The sequence below is a fragment of the Thiocapsa roseopersicina genome (assembly GCF_900106925.1).
Taxonomy (GTDB): Bacteria; Pseudomonadota; Gammaproteobacteria; order Chromatiales; family Chromatiaceae; genus Thiocapsa; species Thiocapsa roseopersicina.
In genome coordinates this window covers 57,294-74,905 of sequence record NZ_FNNZ01000018.1, presented here as the reverse complement: position 1 = coordinate 74,905, position 17,612 = coordinate 57,294, and the positions used below count along the sequence as shown (strand labels likewise).

General features: G+C 65.6%; 10 protein-coding genes. 3 read left to right on the top strand and 7 right to left on the bottom strand.

All coding sequences use genetic code 11. The features are described 5' to 3' along the window. Nucleotides 1-3 precede the first annotated feature (3 nt). The 3 genes from cas8g1 to BLV04_RS17430 form a co-directional block, all read right to left on the bottom strand. Nucleotides 4-2,313 (bottom strand): type I-G CRISPR-associated protein Cas8g1/Csx17, encoded by a 2,310-nt coding sequence (cas8g1, locus tag BLV04_RS17440; protein WP_093035141.1) that lies wholly within the window; start codon nt 2,311-2,313, stop codon nt 4-6. Beyond that, nucleotides 2,310-5,723 (bottom strand): type I-G CRISPR-associated helicase/endonuclease Cas3g, encoded by a 3,414-nt coding sequence (gene cas3g / locus BLV04_RS17435; protein ID WP_175534678.1) that lies wholly within the window; start codon nt 5,721-5,723, stop codon nt 2,310-2,312. The genes cas8g1 and cas3g overlap by 4 nt, the downstream gene beginning before the upstream one ends. 643 nt (nt 5,724-6,366) lie before the next feature. Beyond that, nucleotides 6,367-7,290 carry an RpnC/YadD family protein gene (locus tag BLV04_RS17430; RefSeq protein ID WP_093035135.1) on the bottom strand — a complete coding sequence of 308 codons (924 nt, stop codon included), beginning with the start codon at nt 7,288-7,290 and terminating at the stop codon, nt 6,367-6,369. Between the two features lie 286 nt (nt 7,291-7,576). Between BLV04_RS17430 and BLV04_RS17425 the strand changes: the two genes are divergently transcribed. After that, nucleotides 7,577-8,143: a GNAT family N-acetyltransferase gene (locus BLV04_RS17425; protein ID WP_093035132.1), complete on the top strand. Its 567-nt coding sequence runs from the start codon at nt 7,577-7,579 to the stop codon at nt 8,141-8,143. A gap of 35 nt (nt 8,144-8,178) precedes the next feature. Beyond that, nucleotides 8,179-10,455 (top strand): ClcB-like voltage-gated chloride channel protein, encoded by a 2,277-nt coding sequence (locus BLV04_RS17420; RefSeq protein WP_245731933.1) that lies wholly within the window; start codon nt 8,179-8,181, stop codon nt 10,453-10,455. 261 nt (nt 10,456-10,716) lie between these two features. Here the strand turns inward: BLV04_RS17420 and BLV04_RS17415 are convergent, their stop codons facing one another. The 3 genes from BLV04_RS17415 to BLV04_RS25005 all read right to left on the bottom strand — a co-directional run bounded on the left by BLV04_RS17415 (nt 10,717) and on the right by BLV04_RS25005 (nt 14,846). Then, entirely contained in the window at nt 10,717-11,094 is a 378-nt protein-coding gene (locus BLV04_RS17415; RefSeq protein WP_093035126.1) for a hypothetical protein, read from the bottom strand. Between the two features lie 214 nt (nt 11,095-11,308). Beyond that, entirely contained in the window at nt 11,309-14,710 is a 3,402-nt protein-coding gene (locus BLV04_RS17410; RefSeq protein WP_093035123.1) for a translocation/assembly module TamB domain-containing protein, read from the bottom strand. Nucleotides 14,711-14,714: 4 nt separating this feature from the next. Further along, nucleotides 14,715-14,846, bottom strand: a complete 132-nt coding sequence (locus BLV04_RS25005) for a DUF29 family protein (protein ID WP_175534677.1) — start codon at nt 14,844-14,846, stop codon at nt 14,715-14,717. A gap of 187 nt (nt 14,847-15,033) precedes the next feature. Between BLV04_RS25005 and parA the strand changes: the two genes are divergently transcribed. Continuing rightward, nucleotides 15,034-15,708, top strand: a complete 675-nt coding sequence (parA, locus tag BLV04_RS17400; protein ID WP_093035120.1) for a ParA family partition ATPase — start codon at nt 15,034-15,036, stop codon at nt 15,706-15,708. A 456-nt stretch (nt 15,709-16,164) separates the two neighbouring features. Here parA and BLV04_RS17395 read toward each other — a convergent pair whose 3' ends face one another. Then, nucleotides 16,165-17,610: a nickel-dependent hydrogenase large subunit gene (locus BLV04_RS17395; RefSeq protein WP_093035117.1), complete on the bottom strand. Its 1,446-nt coding sequence runs from the start codon at nt 17,608-17,610 to the stop codon at nt 16,165-16,167. Nucleotides 17,611-17,612: the final 2 nt, after the last annotated feature.

The following is a 17,612-nucleotide window of genomic DNA, read 5'->3' as shown; positions in this document are numbered from 1 at the left end:
GAGTCAGTCCTCCTTGGTCGAGTCAATCGTCGGGTCGAGCCGACGCAGATAACGGGTTGCGGTTGATGGCGAGATCGGGAAGGCGAGGGCGGCGGCCCAGCGCCGAGCCGTCGTGGCTGGGAGGCTGGTCGAGCGGACCGCCGCTCTGATCCCGACCGAATCCAGGCGACGCAGTGCGAGCTGCAGCGCGGTTGCTGCGTCACCATTGGCGAGCCGACGGACGATTGCGGGATCGGTCCGGATCTCGATCTTGTTTGTTCCGCCGCTGACCCGTAGCGGCTCAGGCAACAGGGCGAGCCGCAAGACGAGCCAGGCGTCGTCAGGGATGTTGTCGTTGATCGAGTCAGATGCGGGTCGGGAGAGGGCGACGGGTTCGTGCTGCCACATTGATGGGTTCAGGGCCATCAGCGCCCGAGCGAGGGCCATGGTTCGGTCGAGATCAATCGCGCCGTTACAAAGTGCTGCCAGATCGGGACTCAGCGCCGCAGCACGATGAGCCGCGCGCAGCGGCAATCGGCGCTGGCCGTGCTGGGTTGCCTCGATCAGGCGACGTTCGACCAGCGCTACGGCATCTTCGAGACCGACTCGGCCTTGGATTACCCGTTCCGGGCCATCGAGCAGGTGCGTGTGTCCAACGCTGCCGGCTTGTGCGAAGCGCTGCAGATCCCTTTGGTCCAGCGGAAGCCAATGCCGGCGGACGCTGTTCCAGCGACGCGCGTCTTTTCCCTCGAAGCCGCCCTGTTGCAGCGCCAGTGCAACCGCGAGCCGAATCTCGGGCCCGCCGTCGTCGGCTGCTGCGACCCAAGCCGGGCGTAACTTGGGGATCGGACCAGCCTTGAAACCGCTTCCGTTGACTTGAACTGCCTCGATTCCAACTAGCGCTAGGAGCACACGCTGCCAGCGCATTGCCTCGGTCGGGTGCTGCGTGACGGCGAGTAGAGCGTCGCCGAGTTGGCGCTCGGCCTGCTTGAACGGACCGCTCGCGTTCTTGGAGCGCGCCTCACGGCGAATGCGGACGAGCCATCCGTCCAAGTCGTCGAGGCATTCGAGCTCTGTATTAGCGCGCTCGGGGACATTGAAGCGTCCCAAGGGGACGGCGAGATTTGATTGTCCGTTGCGTTCGATATAGCCGTATCGTTGGAAGCTGCTGATCCCCCGTGCGGTGCCAAGCCGTGCAATGGCGCGGGCAAGGTCTAAGGGATCGCTTGACGCATGGGCGCCGATCTGGGCACGGCCCTCTGCAAGCACTCGCTTCAGTTCATACAATCTGAACGGTTTGTTCCAAAGCGGCATCCATTGCTCTCCGCGGGCGGTCTCGTCGGATCCCGAGGCACTCGCATAGCCGGCGGCTTGAGCATCGACAGCGAAGGGGGCTGCGGCCCGGATCCCCTTTCTTGAGCCCAGCCGCCTCGTCGCATGAGCAGTGAACAGGACCGAACCCTCCAGCATCAACAGAAAGTCGAGCGGATTAAGGAGGCTATTGCCATCAGGCCCGTTGTCGTTGTTTGCGCCTCCGGCCGTTCCCGGCAGGTACTGCCCGACCGCGCAACCGGTCTGCGAGCCGGCTGCCGGTTCCCCCCAAAGGGCACCGCGAATCCATTCCTCGGTGCTGTCCCGGTGTCTTCCCGATGGTGAAGTGAGGTCGAAGATGTCACCGAGCCGTTGGAGGAAGTTATTTGTAAAATCCAAACGTCCATCGTTTCCGCCCGTTCCCAGCAGTGAGGGAAACATGGCGCTGTCATCGTCCGCGAGAACCATCGCGGCGTCGATCCAGTCCCGGTGCGGACCTCGCCAGGATCGACGGACTGCGGGAATAAGCTCGGCCTTGCATCGCTTGAAACGTCGCTCTGCTTCGGCAAGACGTTGCTTGTAATCCGCCGACGATCTGAGCCCTGCTCTCGCCGTCCGGCTGAGGCCCTTGGTCTTTGATTCATCTTTGATTGAGCGGACGGCTTGATCTGCCTCGATTAGATCGTCAAGCAGATCTCTTGATGCCTTGATGCCATCGCGCAGATTTGAGAAACGCGGCGCAGTTGAGTGTTCCACAGGGTGGAGTCCAGCATCCTTCACGGAGTAGAACCCGGAGCCTTTGTTCCAAGGCGAGAGCATCGGGGTTGGCTTGTAACGCGACATAAAGAAGCTGTTCAGCTCGTCGGCATCGAGCGTCGTCGACAATCTGAAGAGATCCCCGTCCCACCATCCCCGAGCCGACACATCAGCCTGCTCCGCAATCAGTCGCAAAATTCCAATCGCCTTCAGATAATGCGCCAGAGGCGTGGGGGCGCAACCGCCCAGTCGGTGGATGTGGATCATGACTGTCCCTCCTTGGCGAATCGCCCGAGCCAAACCTCAATCAGCGGTTGCCAGCGTGCCCGATCGGCTTCCTTGAGTGCGGCGAGATAAGCTCGGGTCTCGTCGCCCGGGTCTGGTGTTGGATCCATCGCCGGCAGTTCTAGTCGGCGCAACAACTCGGCGATCAGCAGGCGCGTAGTTCTGCCGTTGAAGTCTTCAAAGGGATGGATGGAGAGCAGCCTGCCCTCGGCGAATGCGAGCAGCTCGGGAATCCGGTCGTCCGATGGACCGGTCAGAGCCGATAAGCGGGCCTGGAGATCCTGACAGTAATCGCGCATCAGGATAGGAACTTGGGGAAAACTCGGCGCCTGGTGGTCGCTGACCCGGACGTCGATGCGCCGCCAGCGACCGGCCATCTCCGGGGTTAAGTCCATGCAGATGCCGGCGTGCAGATCCCGCAACAAATCCTCGTCGAGCGATCGTTCGGCGAGGTCGCCCTCCGCGATCGATTCCTCCATACGCTCGACATTCCGGGCGAGGTATGGCGCAAGCTGGGTGTAGCTCAGAACGCCGAGGGTTGTACTCACATAGCGCGTTGCTCCATGAGGCGCTGTAGTTCTTCCTCCAGCATCTTCTCGTCCACCGGCTCGCCCTCGAACGCCATGCTGCGGGCGACTTTCCGCGGGATTCGGCTCAGCCGGATTCGACGTCTCTCCTCCGGTGTCAGCTTGCGCCACTCGGCGACGATCTGTTTCCAGTCGGTCTCTCCCATGGGGTTTCTCCAGCAAGGGGTCTCGTGTGGATAGCTGCGATGCGCGCTGGTCCGCGGCCCTAAGAATGGCCTCCAACCAGGCGAGTGTGAAGGGGCCGTGTCGGTCGAGAAGTCCGAGTACCCGGTCAGTCCAGGCCGCGCCGGTCGTGGGGCTGATGCCGGCCGCGGACGGAGCCAAATCAATGATGGTCTCCGGCAACTCATGGGGTGTCCCGTCTGTTGCGCACAGCGGGACGACCGGCAGGCGCTCGCCGTGACGGATGCCGCGGATGCGCAACACCGAATCGTTCGCGCTTTGGTCGGACTTCGCGGCATGCCAGGCCATACGTAGCTTGCCGTGGTGTGCACAGACGAGATAGGCGAGCAAGTCGAAATCGTGTGCCCCGAGTGCGAGGATTTCGTCTTCCAGCGGCGTTGAGGGTGGCGGCGGCTGGCGTTGCAGCGGCTTCCGCGATGAACGTAAACCGGCCTGCTCGATCAACTCGACCCAGGGGCCGAGCAGGGCAGGATGTGTCGGGTTACGACGCTGCAGCACGCCGAACAGCGCGAGCGTGCTGGCCAGTTCATGACGGAATCCAGGTCTTCGCGAGCCGTCCGGCATCCGGTACAGATTGGATCTCTTAAGCCAGGCCGCTTGGGGCGCTTTTGCGAGGTCATCACGGCCTGCCTGCGGCGGGTCGCCCTGGATCGAGCCGCGAAACGCGGGATGGACCTTGCCTCCGTCGTGCCAGCGGCCCCCGAGACCAAAGAGTTCGGCAATCTCGGGGGCAAGGGTCAGAGCGATCGATTGCGCAAGCTCGCCTGTCTCGCGGCCATGGGTGGCGATGGTTTTCCAGTCGTAGGTCGACAAGGACTCGTCGTCTTGAGTCGCATCGGCCTGTTCATCCAACGGGACTGGATTGGCTGCAACCGGCATCACAGGACCGCTGCCGGGCCAGAAGCCTCGTGTCGGCTCATAGCCACCGCTATCGGCCGCGACCAGCAGTGTCTGTCCGGGATAGAGGTCGTTCCGCTTGGCGGTGCGCCAGGCGCCGTCCTGAAAATCCCAAACCCACGCGCGTTTGCCCGGAAAAAGTGCGTCCGACTTGGGTTTATGCAGCCAGTCGAGGGCCTTCAAAAAAGGAACAGCGCAAAGTGCATCTCGACTTGGTCTGACGTCAGCGGCCGGTGCCCGTGTTTTGGGGTCAACCTCGGCCCAGAAGACATGTAGATCGCGCTCGTCTCCGGAGCGGATGAATCGGCTGATATCGATGTCTGCGCCGGATAGGTCTGGTGTTGTGTCGAATAACTCGTCCAGCTCATGGCGCAGCAGAAGGTGGGCTGGTTCGTAAGGGTAAAGTTCCGGAAGCAGCTCGGGGTGGGTCTCTTCGAAGCGCTCCAGAGAGAGCGGCGAGACCTGTGGCGGCCCATCGCTGCTTCCGGCGGCAAGCAGTCGCAGCGCATCTTCGGCAGCGGTGACGGCCGGCTCGTCGTAAGGTAGGGTCGTCTTCACGGACTCGATCTTGACGATCAGGACCTGGCCGCTCCCGCCCCAGCGGGCGCAGCGGCCGAAGCGCTGAACGAGGTTGGGCCAAGGCGCCGACTCGGTGACCAAGAGACCGGACGAGATATCCACACCGGCCTCGATCACTTGCGTTGCGACGATGATGCGATCGGTGTGCGGACCGCAGGCGGCACGGTTGAGGAAGTCAGTCTTCCAAACGCTGCGCTCATGGGGTCTGAAGCGGCTGTGGACCAGGCGTCGGTCGGTTCCCGCGAGCGCAGCGTCTTGGGTCAATGCCTCCCAGACCTCGACGGCGCGGTCGACGGTGTTCATGACGACCAGAGTTGGTCCCGCCTCACCGCGTCCACTTGCCAAATGGCGATCGCGGATCTCTCGAGCCAGCGCTTTGACATGCCCGACCGTCTTTTGCTCAAAGGGTTTTAAGACGTTGTCCCAGAGGCTGCCCGTACGGGCCTCGGCGGGGATCGCCGTGGCGCCCATGTCTTTCATCAAGACTTGGGTATCCGGGCTCTTGCCCAACCAATCCGTCTGCAGCGTTGCACTCATCCACCAGGTCCGGCAGGGGCGGATGGTTTTTCCCGCAGCGGTGTCATCGTCGCGGAACGCCTGGAGCTGGGCGGAAGTCGCCAACCCGACGTCCATCAACTGGACCTCGTCCATGACCCAGAGTGTGTCTTGGCTCAGGAGCCCGAACTCCATCGGCCAGCGTGCGCGGGGGGCGGCGTACCCGCGGTTGAGTGCACGCGACAGCAGCATGTCCTGGGTGCCGATAATGATCGAAAAATGCTCCGGATACTGATGCCAAGCCCCTGGATCGCTGCCTCCCATGAGCGTGTGGACGCCGACCTTGCCGGCGTGATCGCGGCTGCCATCCCAGAGTAAGTCGAGTCGTCGAAGGGCCATGCTGATCTCGTCGCCGGTTTGCTCGACGAGGACACGCATCGGTAGGCACCAAACGAGGCGTCTGGGCCAGTCGTCGGCGTTGCGCTGAACACGGTGCCACAGCCAGCAGCTGACCACTCCGTGGGTCTTACCGAATCCCGTCGGAACACGTAATGTCTGGTTGCCGCAGACGTGCTCCTTTGCCAGTCGCTGCTGCCAATCCCAAGGCGTGCAGCCGCCGGTCAGCTCCTGAAAAAAAGCGTCATAGCTCATGCGTAGGGCTCCATTTCGCATGAATTGTCGATGTCGAGTCGCGGAGCCGGTCGCCGGTCGGTACCGGATCGTGCTCAGGCTTGCCAAGCATAACCCCGTTCTCCCGGATAGCTGTCATGGTTCGCATCGTCCCTTTTCGATGCTACTTACTTGCCGAACAGCGAAGCACTGCGACGCGACAGACCCGATGGCCGCGGTGACTCCGCCCCTTCCCCGGGAATGATCCCTGGTCGTGGCACCGGATCAGGTTACCCCGGGCGGTGACTCAAAACGTGAGCCTGTCGCGAGCGATTTTTCGTCGACGCCGAGGTCAGCCGGTCGATGTTCCCTGGGCCGGTGATCTGCGATCCTCCGGAGCGGATCGATTCAAGCGAGAACCCATGCACCCTCTGCGCGCCGACGCGGCTTGCCGCAGACCCTTCGGTCTGTTCGACGCCAAAGCATTCGGGGCCTGCGCGGCGCATGCGTCCGCGCTGCCGGTCGGGCGCTGGAAGTCCTGGTGCCGTGAGGATTTCAGTGTCGGCGCGGGGAGTGCGCCGAGTGCCGGCGTTCCCCGCACGGCAGGTGCGCTGCTACGAGGGGTTGGCGCGAAATCGGCTGGTCGTTGGCGGGGTGTCTCGGTGTCGGCACGGCGAACCGATGGTCAACAGGCGTCGTCGAGAACCTCGGCCAGCGTCCGGGCGGTCAGCACCCGCTCGGACCAGTGCAGCAGGGTATCGGCGTCGGCGTTCTCGATGCGTCGCTGCACGGCGTCGGGTAATTCGCCGAATCGCAACCGCAGGAGAGACAGGAGCATCCGGGCTTCACCTCGCTGCACGCCTTGCTCGATCCCTTGTTCGATGCCCCTCTCGATGCCTTGCTCGATGCCTTGTTCGATGAAGCGTTGGGCAAATCCGCTCATATCGGCCGCCTCTTGGGGATAGCGTTGGGTGTATAGAATGCGTTCATTCTCATCCAGTGCGGCGTAGATGTCGATAAAGTCCAGATATTTCAAACACCGCTCGGGATCGGGCTCGAGCTCGCGCAGGCCGCGCACGGCCGACGCGTAGACCTCGAGCTTGTCCTCGGGGGCGTAGGCCATGTTGGGCAGATTCAGCCGTGCCACCAGGTTGCGGCTGTCCAGGTGCGCGCGGGCGCGCAGCGCGAAGAGGGCGCAGTCGAGGCAGTGAAAGTCCAGGTAGGCGGTGTTCTCGCTGCCGAGACGCAGTCGCGTGGCGTAGGTGCCGGGATGCAGAAAGATCACGACCGGAACGACCCGGTCGGTCCCGCACAGATCGGCCAGATCCAGACAGTAGTGCGCCAGGCGATGGAGAGAGAAGCGCTTGGGCTCGGTCTCTTCCTCGAACACGAACAGCAAGGCGGCGCGCCGCCCATCCGGCCATTCCACCAGCAATGGGACATCGAGCTCGCGAAAGCGCTCGCCCAAGCGTTCTTTGAGCTGCTCTTCGCGAATCGGCAGGATGCGTGCGCCGTCATCAACGGCCCGGGACTCGGCCGCGGCGAAGAAGGCGATCGACTCGCGCGGGTAGTCGACAATCAGGTTCTTGAAGTTTTGATCGTGACTCATGAGTTGGCCGAGGCGTCGACAACAAATGGGGTAGGGTCGAGTCCATTCTTACACGTTTCGCGTTCTCTCGCCGGTATCGAGCGTCGCGGATTACGGCCGTCGGTCGGGCGCCTCGCCCCTTCATTGTCCGAAAGGTCCGTGAACAGCATCCAGCAAGGGTGAACCCATGCGGAAGGTCGGATGCCTCCGGTCATGGCCGGCATCCTGACCGGAGCCCGCAATGCGTGCGTTGCCCTGAACCGCGTAGACTTGCGAGCGTGATCGTTTACCCGTCCCGGGAGGATCGATGCTCGGAAAGTTGCCGGAGCCGTTGCGTGGCGAGGGGGTGTGCCTGAGGCCATTCGTCCCCGCCGACGCCGAGGCATTCGCCCGTGCGGCGCGCGAATCCGCGAGCTCGGTCGGGCGCTGGATGTCCTGGTGCCACGAGGATTTCAGCGTCGGCGAGGCGCGCGCCTGGTTCGCGATCTGCGCGGCGGAGCTTGCCGCCGGCTCCGCGGTGGAGTTGGGGATCTTCGCAGCGGACGGGGGCGAGGTGCTCGGGGGCATCGGTTTGAATCATCTCATCGTCGAGCACAAGCTCTGCAACCTGGGATATTGGGTGCGCGCATCGCGGCAGCGGGAGGGGATTGCGACACGCGCGGTGCGCACGATGGCGGGGTTCGGCTTTGCGGAGCTGGGGCTGATGCGGATCGAGATCGTCGTTGCCGAGGGGAATGTGTCGAGTGCCGGCGTCGCGCGCAAAGCGGGTGCACTGTACGAGGGGCTGGCGCGTAACCGGGTGGTCGTCGGTGATGTCTCGGTTCCGGCCTGGATGTTTTCGTTGGTGCCGGATGCAACCGGCTCCTCGCGGTGACGGGCAGGGTCCGGTGTGCGTCGGCCGGTGTTCTGATGCTCTGGTTGGCGGTTGCGGCCCTGCCGTTATTGGCGGGGGAGGACGTCGGTCCGATCCGATCGGGCGATAGTCTCTGGAAGATCGCCGATCGGATCGCGACCGAGGCGGGGTTCAGCCGCGATCAGGTGATGGTCGCGTTGCTTGAGGCCAACTCGGAGGCCTTCTCGCCCTCATGCAATGTCAACGGGGTCTTGCGCGTCGGTGCGGTGCTGCGGGTGCCGTCGGCGGAGCGCATGGGTGCGCTGGATGCGGCGACGGCTCGGCGGAGCATCGAGCGTCAGGCGCGCGAGTGGGCGGAGCATCGCCGCAGCGGGCGGGCGTTGGTGTGTCCGACGGTTCTTGAGCAGCCTGCGCCGGAGTCGCCCGCACCTGTGTCCGTGGATGGTCCGAGCCAGGCGGACGTGGCGATGCCGGGGGATGCGACGCGAAAGCCGGATCGATTGCCTTCGCACTCACCGACTGAATCCGAGGTCTCGCCCGCGGTTCCGGACCCCACACAGGCACCCGAACAAGCCTCGGCCACGGCCACGATACGGATCGATTTGGAAACGACCGGGACACATGATCCGTCCGCGTCGGGTTACGCTGCGCTAACCCGACCTACCGATGGGTCGGTTGTTCCTGAACCGTCTCTCAGTCCGGTATCCTCGATCGCGTCCGGCCAAACCGGGGACGAAACCTGTCCCTGCCCGTCGGATCCGGCCGGAGGCGAGCCGCCGGATCAGGCTGGATCGGCACCCTCGTTTGTCGGCGAGTCCGCCTGGGTCGCAAGCGGGGAGGCGCCGTCGCACTTGCCGGAGGGGCCGCTGGCGCCGTTCTGGCTGTTGGTCCCGCTGGTGCTCGGCCTCCTGGCGACATCGCTGGTCCGACGCAGGCCGCGCGCTGCCGCGCCGCTGCTCGACCAATCCGGCACGGCGGCCATCGCGGGCGCCGGCTCGCCCGGGGACGCAGCGGCCTTGCCGCCCCGCGGTCTGCCCTTCCTGCTCGCCTTGAAGGACGGCGATCTCGTGTTTCTGCTGTTGGCGGCGCTGGCCGGACTCCTGGGTGCGCTGGTCACGGTGGTGTTTCGCGAGGGGATCCATGGTCTGGAATGGCTCCTCGTGGGCCACAGCGGCAGCCTGGTCGTCATGGCATTGGGTCTGCCGCCCTGGCAGCGCCTGCTGCTGCCGGCGGTCGGCGGTTTGGTGGCCGGCTTGATCCTGGAGCAGATCGGCGGGCGGCTGCGCGGGCGGACCACGACGGACTACATGGAAGCGGTCGCGGTCGGCGACGGCTGGATCAGTGTTCGTCAAAGTCTGGTGAAGTCAGCCTCGTCGCTGGTCACTGTGGCCTCCGGAGGCTCGATCGGGCGCGAGGGGGCGATGGTGCAGCTCTCTGCCATGGTCGCCTCGACCATCGGGCGGGTCGCACGCTTTCCGCGCGACCGTCTGCGTCTGCTGGTGGCGGCCGGGGCGGCGGCGGGTTTGGCCGCGGCCTACAACGCACCGATTGCGGCGACCTTGTTCGTCGCGGAGATCGTGCTGGGCTCCATCGCGATCCAGCACATCGGCCCGCTGATCGTCGCCGCGGTCATCGCGAGCGTGACCGTCCACGACATCATGGGGTACGCGCCCGTCTACGAGATCCCGGCGTTCAGTCTGGTGAGCGACTGGGAGCTGGGTCTCTATGTGCTGCTGGGGATCGTCGCGGGCCATATGGCGCCGATCTTTCTGGGTCTGTTGGGGCACTCCCATCGCGCCTTCGCTCGGCTGCCGATGCCGCTGTCCGCTCGGATGGCGCTCGGCGGGCTCATCGTCGGGGCCATCTCGATGTACGAGCCCGCGGTTTGGGGCAATGGCTACAGCGTCGTCAACACGGTGCTCCACGAGCCCTGGGTCTGGCAGGCCCTGCTGACCGTGATGGTGCTGAAGATGATTGCGACCGCGGCGACGCACGGCTCGGGCGCCGTCGGCGGAGCCTTCACGCCGACCCTCTTCGTCGGTGCGCTGCTCGGGGTGCTCTTCGGCACGGCGGTCCACGCCGTCCTGCCGGTCGGCACCGGGCCGCCGAGCGCCTACGCGGTGGTCGGCATGGGGGCGATGCTTGCGGCGACGACGCATGCACCCTTGATGTCGATCATGATGGTCTTTGAGATGACGATGGACTACGAGATCGTTCTGCCGCTGATGCTCGCCGTGGTCACGGCCCATTACACGGTGCGGCGGTATGTGGATGTGGCACCGATGTATGCCGAGTCTCTGTTGCCGCGCGAGGCGGATGCGCGTCGTCGATGAGGCGGCCCGCCGCTTACGCTTGGTCGTTGAGGCGTCTTGCTGTCGGATTACGCTGCGCTAATCCGACCTACGGGTTACGGGCTGTGGAGGGTCTCGGCGTGGAGCGCTAGTAGATGCGTGACACCGCCGGAGCGGTGTCACGCATCTTTTTTTTGCGAATTGAATCACCTAAACCGCGTCGATTCCAAGGTTTTTTGATCGGCGCGAGGCCGATCCAAGCCGCAAACCTCGCATATCAAACCGGGCGCGGTTTAGAGCAGGTCACCACCAAGGCCCCCAGCCGCCCCAAGAGTCCCAATCCATCGAGGCCATCTCGTTCTCCTCTGCGATTTCCTGCTGGACGCCGAGCTTTTGATAGCGGTCGTACGCCGCTTGGGTCCCGACATAGAGGCATTGGCAGTCGGTCGCGTCGGCCCAGACGAAGCGCAGCGCGCCGTCCGGCCCCGTGGTGCGGGTGAGCTTGCGTTGGGGCAGAGCCGTAACCTTCGCCATCTGATCCGGTGTCTTGGCGAACTGCATCTGGAATCCGGCGGCGGCCAACGTCCGCTCCGTGCTCTGGGCCTCCGATTGCTGGATCGCGGCGCAGCCGGCCAAGGCGAGCAGTGCGGAGAGCGCCAGAGCGCCGCCTGTCGCAATCATGCTGATTCTTCCGAAACCGCTTCTGTATGCGTTCATTCTCGGACCAATGCTCCTTGTCGATGAAACGGTGATTCCCCGGCGGGAGGGAAACCGGCGGGGAGACGGCGAGCCGTTGTCCGCAACGAAGAGAACAACGATGCGTTGAAGGACGCCGATGCCGCGGTGGGACGGGCTTCGGCGACCGATCGACGCTAGACCCCATGGTCGGTGCTTGTCAATCTCCGGAAAGACCGGGCGAGTTGATGAGATGCAGCTTCGGCCTGCTGTCGGTGAGGCTGATGGAGACGCTGAACGGCTGAATCACGGCGGAGAGTTCGCCGTTGAGCAGCGAGTCCTGCATCTTCAGGTCGGCGAAGAGGACGAGCGGGCCGGCGCTGAGACGCGCATTCCAGAGATGGATACTCTCGTCGCGCAGCCGGACCCTGGCGGTGCCCTTGACGTCGGGGACGGTCAGAAGCTGTCCGAGCCAATCGCGCTCGCGGGCTTGGGCGACGAAGAGTCGGGCCAGCAGGCCGGTGTCGCGCATGCCGAGCGCCAGGCGGGATTCGAGCCGGAGCGGCTCGGCCCAGACCAGGCGAGCCTCGTCGAGCTGCAGCTGTGCCCACCAATCGGTGGTCTCGCTGCCGTCGGTTTCCGTGAGCGTCATCCCGTCGAGCCGTATGCGCGATCCCGAGGCATCGAAGGTCATGGAGGCGATGTCGCCCTCGCGCAGCCGGGCCTCCAGCGTGAGGTTGCCGCCGAGCTCTTGGGTGTCCATACGGATGCGCGTGTCGCGGCTGTGCAGGTTGATCTCGCCTTCGGCTTCTTGACCTTCGAGATTGAACAACATGCTCAGGTCCGCGCTGCCGGCGAGCAGCGCGAGGCCGGCGTCTTTCGGAAGGTAGCGGTTGTAGACGGAGAGGTCTCTCAGCTGTGCCTTGGGCAGCCTGATCCGGGTGGTCGTGTTGCGGGCCGAGCGGGTTCCGGTCGCGCGCTTCAGACTGGGTGTGCGGCTTTCGAGGCTGAGGTCCTGGCCCTCGATGTAGCTCTCCGAGCCATCCCGGCGTCCGAGGGCGAAGCGGGGGAGTGTCAGCTCCAGCGCGGCGCCCGGATCGCGGGCGCGGCCGTCGGTTTCGAGACTCAGTCGGCCGTCGCCCTCTGCGCGATAGTCCAGAAAGTCGACCTGGAGCGGGGTGGCGTCGATCCGCACCCGGCTGCCGGGCGCGATTGTCGCGTGGCCAAGGATGAGGTCGGCATCGATCCGCCCTTCGCCGCGCACACGCACGCCGTGCTCGCGCGGCAGAAAGTTGTCCAGAAAGCCGAGTTGGGTGACGCGCCCCTCGAGCAGGATTCGGCCTTGCATGGCCCGGTTGGGTTTGTTCGCTGCATCCAGCCAGTCGGTGAAGCGGGCTTCCTTGAGGTTCAGTACCGTGCGCAGTCGCTCGTTGCGGGCATCCCCCGCGGCGTGCAGCTCGACGTGGGTGCCTGAGAGGTCGAGCGCGCTGCCGTCCAGTCGCAGGTTCCGCAGCTCGAGGTCGAGGCTCAAGCCGCCCTCGATCGCGGTCTCGAAGAGCTCGCCGCCGATGCCTTTCCCCTTGAGCTGCAGCGCGCCGCTGACCTGCTGCGCGTCGAGTCGGAGCAGGCCCTCGCTCACGGCGCTGCCGCCGCGGAATCGAAAGGGCGCCTGCTCCGGAAGATAGCGGTTGAGCACGCCGACGTCGGGCATTCGAGCGCCATCCCAGCGCACGGCCACTCGGGCGGCATCGGTCGAGAGGTCGGCCAAGGCTTGGCCGGACGGCGCGGGTGCTTCGATCTCCAGTTCGATGCAGGCCGAGTCGAGCAGGGGTCGGGACTCGTCCCGATGCTGGAGGCTGGCTTCCGTAAAGCGGGTCTCCAGCGTCAGCGTCTCGCCCGCGTCGCCGTCCAGCCACCGGGCATCGAGTGCGCCGGTGCCGCCGATCTCGAAGTCCAGGAGGCTGGCGCTCAGCGTCCTCGCCTCGACCGTCAGACGGCTGCCGCTCGCCGGCGTGCTGTCGACGACGTTCAGCTCGGTGATCAGGGTGCCGCTGCCGTCGAGTCGGATGCCGCGGCCACCCAGGGCATTGCTGAGAAAGGCGTCGAAGAAGCCCAGGTGGTTGACCTCGCCCGAAACCAGGAGCCGTCCATCGATGGGAAGTGGATCGGGGCGATGATCCATCGCCCGTAACTCCGCGATGGGGCGCGTGAGCCTGAACCTGGCATCGTCGAGGCTGAATCGGGTGATCAAGGGGACCGACGTTTGCGGCTGCGCGCCGGCGATCGCTTCCAACTGTAGCCGGGTGCCCGAGAGGTCCAGTGTCTGATCGGTCGGTTCCAGGCCGTTGATGCGCAGGTCGAGGTTGAGCTTGCCCTCGACGTCGGTCTCCAGCAGGGAGAGTCGGACGTCGTCGCCATGCAGGTCGAGCGCGCCATGCAGCCGGTCGCCCTCCCAGGTGAGGACGGCATCGAGTCCGGCCAGCCCGCCGCGCAGAGCAACCGGACTGCCCGGCGGGAGATAGCGCGAGAAGACGGCGATATCCGGGACGACGGCCGATGTCCATCTGAGCGAGGTCTGCTCGGGCAGGTCCGGGGGTTGGAGGAGGTCTGCCCCGGCGATGCGAGACTCCAGGCGAAACGCTCGGCTATCGAGGAAGCGCGTGTCCTCGCCTTGGTCGCGCATCTCCACGTCGGTGAGGTCGACGCCGAGGATCGTCTCGGTTTGGCCCGCCGCCTTGGAGACCACCTGAAGCTCGACGCGGCCGGCGCCGGCGAGCCGGTAGAGGGTGTCGTCGCCGATCGGTCGCGGTGCGCCATTGGCATCGGCCCCTGGCTCCGTGCCGGGTTGCAGCGTTACGCCGAGCGCGGGCGAGTCCAGCCGCAGCCGGCTGCCGGGCTCAAGGTGGCCCCGATCGATCGACAGCGCGGCCGTGAGGTCGCCATGCCCGGACAGGCTCAGCCAGGGGATCTCTTGCAGGTAATCGTTGAAGAGATCCCAGGCATCGGCCTTCGCCGAAAGGGTCAGATTGCCGGAGACGAAACGCAGGATCTGCACGCCCGGGTTTTCGGCGACAACGAGCGGTGCAAGCTGCACGCGTGCGGCAATCGCCAGATCACGCGACAAGACCGCCTCCTCGCGCAGCACGCTGGCCTTGGACAGGTCGAAACGCAGGCTCTCGATGTCGATTCGATCGGCGCGCAACGCGGCACCTTCGAGCGACAGGTCGCCGTCGCCCTCCAGCCGGTAATTCCCGAAGCGCAGCGAGCGAATGCCCTCGGCATCGAGCCTCAGAACCCGCAGCTCTCGGCGCAGGAGCGCGCGCAGATCCAGTTGCGCGGACGCCTGATGCAGGGCGAGGGCGACGGGCCAGTCCGGATCATCGCGCTCGATGCGCAAGGCGCGGAGCCGGAGCTGTCCGCTCGGGCGAAGACGAGCCGACTCCCAGGTGATGCTCAGGCCGCTGTGCTCGGAAAGGCGCTCCTGAAGCCAACGGCTGTTCAGCAGGGGATGGAACGAAAGCGCGATTGCCGCAGTCAGCCCGAGGAGGATCGCCGCGACGAGGAGCGCACGGCGCCTTGCCGGTCGCGGCGAGCCGGCGAGATGGTCTTTTGATTCGGGCAATCGATCAGGACTCGGGGAAGAAGGTCTCGTCGATCAGAACCTCGCGATCGATCTCCTCGAAGCGACCCTCGCGAACGAGGTCGGCGGTGTGCTCCAGCCATTGATGGAAGTCCTTTTCGTAGAGTGGCGTCGACATGGGCGGGTCATCGGCAGAACGGGACAAGACCCAAGTGTAAACCAGTCTCGGCGCTTGACGCCGCTCGATCGCAGCGCCTAGCCTTGACCCAGCTCCAATGTCTGCCGATGGCCGAGGTCGAGACCTTGACGAAGCCCGTGCCGCTTGTCCCCTTGTCGCCGCGATGCCTCCGACACGAGGGCGTCCGATGAGCATCGTGGCCGTCGTCGGCAATAAGGGCGGTACCGGCAAGACGACCTTGTCCTTGAATCTCGCGGCGGGTCTGGCTCGGCGGGGATCGGTCGTCATCGTCGATGCCGATCCCCAGCAGTCCGCCTATCAATGGCGCCTGATCGGGGACGAGGACGCCGCGTTGCCCGCCGTGGTGGCCGCGGCCTTCGGGCTCGAGAAGACGGTCCAGGCCCTTTGCGATGTTCACGACCATGTCGTCATCGACTGCCCCCCGTCCATCAAGGCACCGCAAACCGAGCACGCACTGCGCCTGGCCGACCATGCGCTGATCCCGCTCCAACCCTCGCCGATGGACCTCTGGGCAACGAGTCATCTCGCCCGCATCATCGAGGCGATTCGCCCCGAGAACCCGCGACTGCGCGCCTTGATCGTGATGAGCCAGATGGAGCCGCGTACGACCCTCTCGCGCCTGATGCCCGAGGCCGTCGCTGAGCTGGATCTGCCGGTCGCCCGAGCCTCCCTGCAGCGCCGCTCCATCCATCGTCTCTGTGTGCTCGAGGGGCGCACCGTCTTCCAAGCAGGCCGTCGCGGTGCCGCCGCGGTGGCCGAGATCAACGAGCTGATCGCGGAGATCTTCGACCATGACAACGCCTCCCAAGAGAACATCTGCCAAGAGAACGTCTCCCAATAGCACGTCCAACAGCACGCGCACGGAACGCCGACTGGTTGCATCCATCCGCAAGGCCAAGAGCGGGGCGGATCAGCCGGGTGATGCCGAGCCGGCAGGCGAGCAAACGGCCGCGAGTGCGAAGGCATCGTCCCCGGCGCAGCGTCCGAAGTCGACCGGGACGAGCGCCGCCGCGCGGCCCGTTGCGCGGAAACGCCCGGCTTCCGGGGCTGCCGCTGTCCCAGCGGTGACGGCTTATCAGAGTCGTCGAAGGGTTTGGCCGGATTGAAGAAGGCGACTGCAAGTCGTCGATCCCGGGGTGTCGCCGCTTCGCGACGATTGCAGGCGGTCGACGACGGGCTCCCGAAAAGCAAAAAAATCCTGAACCGCGTCTCTCCGTCGTGATCGGGCGGGCGCGAGGCTCGGCGCAACACGGGCCGATACATGAACCGCCGGACGCGGTTCAGTGGCGGACGCGGTTTAGTGGACCGTGCAGACCATGCAGGGGTCGAAGGAGCGCACGATGTGCTGCACGGCAACCGGGGTGGTCTCGCCCGGCCGGACCTCGGCCCCGACGAGGGCCTGCTCCAGTGCGCCCGGAACGCCCGCGGCGTCGCGCGGCGAGAAATTCCAGGTCGTCGGGGCGATGATCTGGTAGTTGAGGATGCGGCCTCGGCGGATCGCGAGCCAGTGCCCCAGGCTTCCGCGGGCCGCCTCGACGAGCCCCATGCCGCGTGCCTCGTCCGGAATCGCGGTCTGCTCGCAGAAAGGCTCGCCCGGCGCGATCGCCTTGATCCAGTCCTCCATTGCCATCAGGACACGCGCCAGCTCGAGCAGACGCGCGATCACCCGATTCCGCACGTTCCCGCCGGATTCGGCCACCAGGTCGCGGATCAGCGGATGGCCGTCGACGAGCTGACGGGCCAGTGCGCCGACCTCGACGACCTCGCCGCCGAGTCGGGGGGCCTTGCACCAAGTGTAGGCGTTCGCTTTCTCGGCATCCGGGATGGTCACGCCGTCGGCGGGATGCAGCGGACCTCCTCCTCCGGCCATCCAACTGTGGCTCAAGTCTTCGGCGATCGAGGCGAGGTCCAGCGCCTGCGGGCCGTTTGCCCAGAGGCCGGGTTTAAAGAGACGGGTGCCCCCGCTCGGGTAGGCGCCGTAGCTCACGAAGCGGTCGGTCGCGCGTCCCAGACGGTCCAAGCCCAGGTCATCCGCGATCTGCAGGAAGCGGCGCAGATCGCCTCGGCCCGGGTCGCGCGCAGCCCAGGCGTCGAGCGCGCGGGCGCTGTCCAGTGCGACGACGGCCTCCAAAGGATCGCCGAAGGTCTCGCGCTCCAGAAAGCGTCTGAAGGCACCGATGATGGAGAGCAGCCGAATGCGCTCCTGCGCCTGCACCGGTTTGGCGGTACCGCCGGGTTGCAGGCTCAGGCTGTGTGGCCACTTGCCGGCGAGCAGACCCATGAGGTGCATGAAGTGCGCGCGTGCCGGCAGGACCTCGCCCGCTGCCGAGCCGCTCAGTGCCCGAAAGCGTTTCTCGGTGGCCGCATACCAGGGTCGGTCGGCATAGGCGGGCCGAGCGAAGTCCGGCATGAAGAACAGATAGAAATGGGTCAGATGGTCGGCCAGGTTCTCGCAGGCGAGGACCAGGTTGGTGGCCAGCGCGCCGTTCGTCGGCATGGCGACCCCGGCCGCGTCCGCCAGAGCATAGGCCGCGGCCATGGACTGAGAGACCGAGCAGATCCCGCAGATCCGCGGCGCGATCACCAGGGTATCGCGCGGGTCCTTGCCTTGCAGGATCTGCTCGAATCCGCGATAGAGGGGCGAGTTGACGCGGGCTTCGCGCACCCGCCCGTCGGCGACCTCGAGTTGAACCTCCAGGTCGCCCTCGACGCGGTTGAATGGACCTACGACGAGTCTGGTCATCC

What these genes read in the sequence shown, in the direction of transcription:
- cas8g1 (WP_093035141.1), bottom strand. Translation starts at nt 2,313, where the DNA reads ATGATCCACATCCACCGACTGGGCGGTTGCGCCCCCACGCCTCTGGCG.
- cas3g (WP_175534678.1), bottom strand. Translation starts at nt 5,723, where the DNA reads ATGAGCTATGACGCTTTTTTTCAGGAGCTGACCGGCGGCTGCACGCCT.
- BLV04_RS17430 (WP_093035135.1), bottom strand. Translation starts at nt 7,290, where the DNA reads ATGAGTCACGATCAAAACTTCAAGAACCTGATTGTCGACTACCCGCGC.
- BLV04_RS17425 (WP_093035132.1), top strand. Translation starts at nt 7,577, where the DNA reads ATGCTCGGAAAGTTGCCGGAGCCGTTGCGTGGCGAGGGGGTGTGCCTG.
- BLV04_RS17420 (WP_245731933.1), top strand. Translation starts at nt 8,179, where the DNA reads ATGCTCTGGTTGGCGGTTGCGGCCCTGCCGTTATTGGCGGGGGAGGAC.
- BLV04_RS17415 (WP_093035126.1), bottom strand. Translation starts at nt 11,094, where the DNA reads ATGATTGCGACAGGCGGCGCTCTGGCGCTCTCCGCACTGCTCGCCTTG.
- BLV04_RS25005 (WP_175534677.1), bottom strand. Translation starts at nt 14,846, where the DNA reads ATGTCGACGCCACTCTACGAAAAGGACTTCCATCAATGGCTGGAGCAC.
- parA (WP_093035120.1), top strand. Translation starts at nt 15,034, where the DNA reads ATGAGCATCGTGGCCGTCGTCGGCAATAAGGGCGGTACCGGCAAGACG.
- BLV04_RS17395 (WP_093035117.1), bottom strand. Translation starts at nt 17,610, where the DNA reads ATGACCAGACTCGTCGTAGGTCCATTCAACCGCGTCGAGGGCGACCTG.